Below are 6,380 nucleotides of genomic sequence, written 5' to 3'. Positions count from 1 at the left end.
CCATAATTTCTCTTTGTAAAGAAAATAACCCATTACAAGTATGAAAACGCTGTAAACATACGAAGCTACAACCATACTTTCACTACCAGTTGCTTCATAAAAATACTTTGGGAAAAAGAGGTGAACTAAGCCCATAAGAATAAAAGGTAAACAGCTTATTATGAATGATGCTTTTAATACCTTCTTGGCTGATGATTTAGTCTCTACCGTTCCTACCAACGCTCTAAACAAGCCTTTCGACATTACAACGTAACTCCTTTTATGAAATGGTTCCAAATGCGGCCTAACGCCAGCCATAAGGTGCGCCCCACCGAACTCACCAAGCCAACTGAACTTCAAACCAAAACTGCCGAGTGTAACGCGTCACCTTGATGGCCTTGTTAGCCGTACAGCGCATATTTAACTCTTTATTCCCACACCCATTTTGTGTATAAACTGTAAATATATCAACTAGTAATGAGATACAGATGTACAACAGATTTGTAGCTAAAGAAAAAGATGTGTTTGCCAGCCCACTTTTTATCTTGTCCATAGCAATACCATTACTCTTAGCTGTCTCTGTAGGCTTTGGACTTTACCATAGTGATAATTTTGCATCCTTCCTAAGTCACATTTGGGCAACAATGAAGCTACCCCTAGCAATAGCCTCCTTATCGATTCCACTTGCAACATGGGTGATTGCCAACCATCGTTCTGCTCAAATAGCTAGGTCAAACAAACTACAAGAAGCTAAAAGATTGGTTGAGACCTACCTTGAACAAGAAAGCTTTTTTGAGCGAGTTTACGGACGAAAAATAACAACAGCCAGATGGAGTTTTATCACGAAAGAAGACTTACCCGTGATACACGCGGAACTGTATGAGTTTCAAAAACTACAAGATAAAGGCGAGATCAAAGTTCGTGATAATGTTGTTGACGATGTTAAAACATACTTTGAAGGCACAAGTCGAATTTTCTGGGAATTTTATGAGCATTTCGTTAAAGAAAAAGAACATGATAATAACGACTTTCTACTAGAGTCTTTCACCAGTCAACTCTACGAGTATTTACACTATCAACTCGCCCACTTTTCTAGTGTTTTTGGTACTCAAAATGTTGATGTAAACGACACAAGTTTAAGTACCTATATTTCAGCGTACTTTGAGATCTACCAATTATGTATTTACTTAAATATCTCTACGAGCGACATTAATGACGACACAATTCGGGACGATTATGAAACATTTACTGCTGTTGCAAATCTAATTTCAGATAACTTCGGACTCCGACTAGAAAATGCGACTTTAGGTAGATTTAAAGAAGATATAGAAGTTAAAAGGATGGTCAAGTTTGCAACAGCAGAACCACACACTCAAACAATTAATCAACTTATTAATGAGTGGTCAGAAAAGTTTGCAAATAACTTCGAACACCTTAAGTTACTAGCTGTTGATGGAAAGTATTTGGCTTTTAAGCTATTCACAGAAGACCACAAGGACTGCATTTTAATGAGCTTCATAGAAACTGAGGAGCAGGAGTACTTCGGAGAAATTCAATTTACTAAAGGAACTGACAAAGAGTTCATGCCTATTTATAAACACGAAACAGGTATCACTGTACATAACAATGCAGCAAGTGCTGAGAAGAAAATGACTGACATCATCACATTCATCACTAAGCATTCACCAGTACCAGCTTAGTTGATTAGACGGCTAACGCCTGCGATAAGGTGTGCCCCACTGAACCAAAAAAGCACACCGAACTTCGAACCAAAACCGCCGAGTGTAACGCATCACCTTGATTGCCTTGTTATATTCGCATTTTCTGAAATCCAATCAATGACATACGACTTATCAACTGGACTGTAATAACTTAAATGTGGAAGACCAACGATAAATGTATCTCTACCACTAATTTGAGTCTTAAACCCCTTACAAACCCAATCGCCATGACCAGCCTTGATTCTAGTCTCTTCGCCGCTAAATAGACTTTTCAGGAAAAAGTAAGGGGAAGCGGATGTCTCTGAGTTACCGAAAGTTAAGATTAGTTTAGGCTTAACAATATCCAGTATATATTCATGAAAACCCCAACAGATACCAGCGAGACCAAAACAAAGTTCATCAGCAGACTTTGTTGTTTTAAAGATTAAGTTAGTAGCACAAACATCTCTGGTATCGTAACCAAGATTTTCAATTAACCAACGAATTCTTTTTTGTAGAGGAGCATCACCCGCAGAGTATGATTTTTGGCCATTCTGCCATGCTTCATCAATGTAAGAGTTTTCATCTCGTGTAAGCATTTTGTCAATATGGTCATTGATTGAGATAAATCCACTCCCTCCTGGATTTAAGCCCATTAAGTAAATATCACCTTTTTTTAACGTTTCGTGAGAGCTATAAATAACCTCACCATCGGAATCTAAAAGGTATTTTAATGTTTCCTTTGCTCGCTGTGGTAATTCTGATTTTTTCACTTAACTTTCCCTGCGAATATAACGCCAGCCATAAGGTGCGCCCCACAGAACTCACCAAGCCAACTGAACTCCAAACCAAAACTGCCGAGTGTAAAGCGTCACACTTGATGGCCTTGTTATGGCGCGCTCAAAGGTACCCACCCAACCATCATGCACGCTACCGCTACAGGGGTTCCTGCTTGATAGCTGAATATCATACGCAACAACCCGAACCTATGCAGGATAGCAATCGTTACTTTATGATTTGTTTAACAAAATTATGCTTCACTTGAGAACAAACTGCTCTTTACTAACAGATGTAAATCAGAATCACAGGGAAAAATGCAAAGAATTGAAGTTTGATAGCCCAAAGCCAAAAATTGATAGTTACCTTTCGCTGAAGTTACTGGAGTTTCCAACAGCGTAAGCTGCTGAATCAAGCGTGCTGCGAACAAGGCCAGTCAATTTCAGAGTTCGTTATACAGGAAAGCGTTCAGGTATATCGTCTAAAAGGAACGACTCAGTAGCCGCTAAGCTTGACTCACGGAACAACAAACGATCACCACGTTGCCTGTTCGCCCTTGCGCCATAACGCCTGCAATAAGGTGCCCCACACTGAACTAACTAAGCGCACCGAACTCCATACCAAAACCGCCGAGTGTAACGGGTCACCTTGATTGCTTTGTTAGGCATTTCCACATGTAAAATTCCTACTTGACCGGCCAACGCTCAGCGCAGTTCGTCGCCAACCATGGGATACAGCGACTACGAATCTTAACGTAACATACAGACTGTCATCACCTTAAAGCCAACTACATTTACATGACATCCTGATGAGATACTAATCGAGGCTGCATCACCAGACTAAAAGGTTGAATTAAAAACAAGCCTTTCACAGCGGTGTATCGAGGAAGCTAGGAATGCTTATTGCCATCGTTTGAGACAGCAAAGAACGGAACAACCTGCATTTCTCCGAACGTTAAGGACAGCCTTATGATGAACGAGAGGCCTAAGATTTCCCGTTCTTGAGCGATGCGGTTACGACCAGATCAATAAGCAGGCTTTTACCATGCCTAACGCCTAGAATAAGGTGTGCCCCGATGAACAGACAAAGCGCACTGAATTCCATACCAAAAATGCCGAGTGTAAGGCATCACCTTGATTCTTTTGTTATGTGCTAGCTAGTCGTAGAAATAGCAACTTTGACACCAAAACCAATAAGAACTGCCCCCATGACTCTTTCGATTGACTTCTGAGCCCGTATAAATGCTCTTTTAATACTTTCTCTATTCAAAAAGACAGCGACTAACGTAAACCACACCAAGCAAGAAATTGACACTATCGCGCCGTAGGCAATCTGAATACCTAATGGTGTTGAAGGGCTCACCAACTGAGTAAACAAACTAACAAAAAATAGCGTTGCTTTTGGGTTCAATACGTTATTAAAAAATCCCATTTGAAACGATTTAAAACTACTTATCGACTTACTACATTTAGAGCCAGTAACTTCTGTAAGATCGCCATTACTTTTAATGCAACTTACGCCTAGATAGATCAGATATGCTGCACCAAGGTACTTCACTATAGAAAACAGAAGGATAGATTTGGAAAGGAGTATACCGATGCCAGCCAAAGTATAGAAAATATGTACCCATACTGCGGATGCAACACCTATTGCGGTCAATACACCAGAGCGCCTCGAATAAGTTAAACTATTTCTTGCGACCACCACAAAATCAGGGCCAGGAGTAATGATCGTTAGGATGGTGATCGATATAACAGCTAATAGTTCAGTCAAATATTGTGTAAGTATCAGTTCCATTGATGTGGTTCTTATCCATTGATTCAGTATGGATAATTATGCAATAAACACGATTCGATTGCAGCACCAATATGCACATAACGCCTGCGATAAGGTGCCCCACGGCCAACTTACCAAGCGCATCGAACTTCAAACCAAAACTGCCGAGTGTAACGGGTCACCTTGATTGCTTTGTTAGGCATTTCCACTTGTGACCTTCCTACTTGGCCGGCGAACTCTCAGTGTATTCTGCCGCCAACCGTGGAATATAGCACCCGTTGCACCTCAAGAGGCATAATTACTATCAACACCTTAAAACCAGCCACATTTGCATGACAGCCTGGCGAGTAGCTAATCGAGGCTGCATCACTGAACGAATGGGTTAAGTAAACAACAAGCCTTTCACAGCAATGCATCGAGGAAACTATGAATGTTAATTGCCACCGCCTGAGGCAGCAAAGAACGGATCAACTTGCGCTTCCCAGAACTTTAAGGGCAGCCCTACAATGAACGAATGACCTAAGATTTCCCGTTCTTGAGCGATACTGTTACGACCAGATCATAAAGCAGGCTTTTCCCATGCCTAACGCCTGCAATAAGGTGTGCCCCATTGAACCAACAAAGCACACCGAACTCCGAACCAAAACCGCCGAGTGTAACGCATCACCTTGATTGCTTTGTTATAAGCGCCTCACTGCGTATGATTATGCTTTAAATTGACTACAGTTTCGGTCCTTGATTACGTATACTGCACCGCTTGATTAATACCCTAACGGTCACTGCTAGTATGATTATTTTTACCACTAATTTAGGCGATATTGAGATTGAACTGAATATGGACAAAGCACCTGTCAGCTCAAAGAACTTTTTAAAATATTGCCAAGATGGCTTCTATGATRGCACGATTTTTCACCGTGTAATCAAAGACTTTATGATACAAGGTGGCGGTTTTACTGAAACTATGCATGAAAAGCCTACACGTGACGCCATTGCCAATGAAGCTAATCGTGGGCTTAAAAACGTTATCGGTTCTATCGCGATGGCACGTACCGATGCTCCACACTCAGCTACAGCTCAGTTTTTCATTAATTTAGCTGATAATGATTTTCTTGATCACACAGCGACAACCAATTTAGGCTGGGGTTATGCAGTCTTTGGGAAAGTCACTGCCGGTATGGAAGTAGTCAATAAAATAGCCAAAGTGCAAACAACATCAAAATTAGGTCATGATGATGTGCCACGCGAGGCAATCATTATCGAAAAAGTAACCATTAAATAATGTAATTTGCGAGTGTCACTTTTACGGTGGCACTTTAGCTTATAACGCCTGCGATAAGGTGCCCCACGTTAAACCAGCAAAGCTCACCAGACTCCATACCAAAACCGCCGAGTGTAACGGGTCACCTTGATTGCCTTGTTATGCACTGGCTTCATGTTGCCATTGGATGAACCAATCAATCGGTAGTATCACATCCTCAAAGCTATTGCTTTGCAACTCACTCAACGTGTATGTATTGGCAAGATACAGGTCCCATTGAGTTTCAACGTCAGCCAATACAGGCATGATTTTCTCAATATCTTCAGGAGCATCAATATCACTAAATGCACTCCAGAACCTTTCACACCATTCAGCAATTTGCTTATGACTATAAGGTGATTCATTCGGAGTTGATCCAAATTTGAGCAAGATAAGTAAGTTAGATTTTGTATACTCAAGAGTTATCGGTTTGCTTAATTTCATTGGTAAAAGAACACCTCAGGCGATACATATCGATAAAATATACAACACAAAAAAGTTAATTTATTCAACAATAACGAAAGCCTTAAGCCTTGAAAGCCATTAACAGACACTCGATTAGCTAGTGATTAGGGAGTTGATATACCTATGGTAGTACTATTAGTGCATAACGCCTGCAATAAGGTGCCCCACTCAAAACCTGCAAAGCACACCGAACTTCATACAAAAACCGCCGAGTGTAACGGGTCACCTTGATTGCTTTGTTAGGCATTTCCACATGTGAAATCTCTACTTGGCCGATGAACTCTCAGCATTCTCCGCCGCCAGCCATGGGATACAGCATCCACGAATCTTGACGTAAGATAAATACTATCAACACCTTAAAGCCAGCTACATTTGCATATTTGCAT

6 protein-coding genes are annotated in these 6,380 nt (G+C 41.0%); 2 read left to right on the top strand and 4 right to left on the bottom strand.

All coding sequences use genetic code 11. The features are described from left to right. A partial coding sequence (locus tag L4D19_RS29930; RefSeq protein WP_428455423.1) for a hypothetical protein occupies positions 1-243 on the bottom strand: 243 nt, incomplete at its 3' end. 224 nt (positions 244-467) lie between these two features. Here L4D19_RS29930 and L4D19_RS29925 point away from each other — a divergent pair. Next, positions 468-1,679, top strand: a complete 1,212-nt coding sequence (locus L4D19_RS29925) for a hypothetical protein (RefSeq protein ID WP_428455422.1) — start codon at positions 468-470, stop codon at positions 1,677-1,679. A gap of 92 nt (positions 1,680-1,771) precedes the next feature. Here L4D19_RS29925 and L4D19_RS29920 read toward each other — a convergent pair whose 3' ends face one another. Then, positions 1,772-2,452: a uracil-DNA glycosylase family protein gene (locus tag L4D19_RS29920; RefSeq protein ID WP_428455421.1), complete on the bottom strand. Its 681-nt coding sequence runs from the start codon at positions 2,450-2,452 to the stop codon at positions 1,772-1,774. 1,156 nt (positions 2,453-3,608) lie between these two features. Further along, a complete protein-coding gene (locus L4D19_RS29915) occupies positions 3,609-4,253 on the bottom strand; it encodes a LysE family translocator (RefSeq protein WP_428455420.1) in 645 nt (214 codons plus the stop codon). 766 nt (positions 4,254-5,019) lie between these two features. Between L4D19_RS29915 and L4D19_RS29910 the strand changes: the two genes are divergently transcribed. Beyond that, positions 5,020-5,511, top strand: a complete 492-nt coding sequence (locus tag L4D19_RS29910) for a peptidylprolyl isomerase (protein WP_428455419.1) — start codon at positions 5,020-5,022, stop codon at positions 5,509-5,511. Between the two features lie 138 nt (positions 5,512-5,649). On the opposite strand, the gene L4D19_RS29905 is transcribed toward L4D19_RS29910, so the two are convergent. Next, a complete protein-coding gene (locus tag L4D19_RS29905; RefSeq protein ID WP_428455418.1) occupies positions 5,650-5,973 on the bottom strand; it encodes a hypothetical protein in 324 nt (107 codons plus the stop codon). Positions 5,974-6,380: the final 407 nt, after the last annotated feature.

The sequence above is a fragment of the Photobacterium kasasachensis genome (genome assembly GCF_050336885.1).
GTDB classification, from domain to species: Bacteria; Pseudomonadota; Gammaproteobacteria; order Enterobacterales; family Vibrionaceae; genus Photobacterium; species Photobacterium kasasachensis.
This window is presented reverse-complemented; position numbering and strand designations above follow the sequence as displayed.

Coding starts and splice junctions, on each gene's coding strand:
- L4D19_RS29905 (WP_428455418.1), bottom strand. CDS start 5,973: ATGAAATTAAGCAAACCGATAACTCTTGAGTATACAAAATCTAACTTA.
- L4D19_RS29915 (WP_428455420.1), bottom strand. CDS start 4,253: ATGGAACTGATACTTACACAATATTTGACTGAACTATTAGCTGTTATA.
- L4D19_RS29925 (WP_428455422.1), top strand. CDS start 468: ATGTACAACAGATTTGTAGCTAAAGAAAAAGATGTGTTTGCCAGCCCA.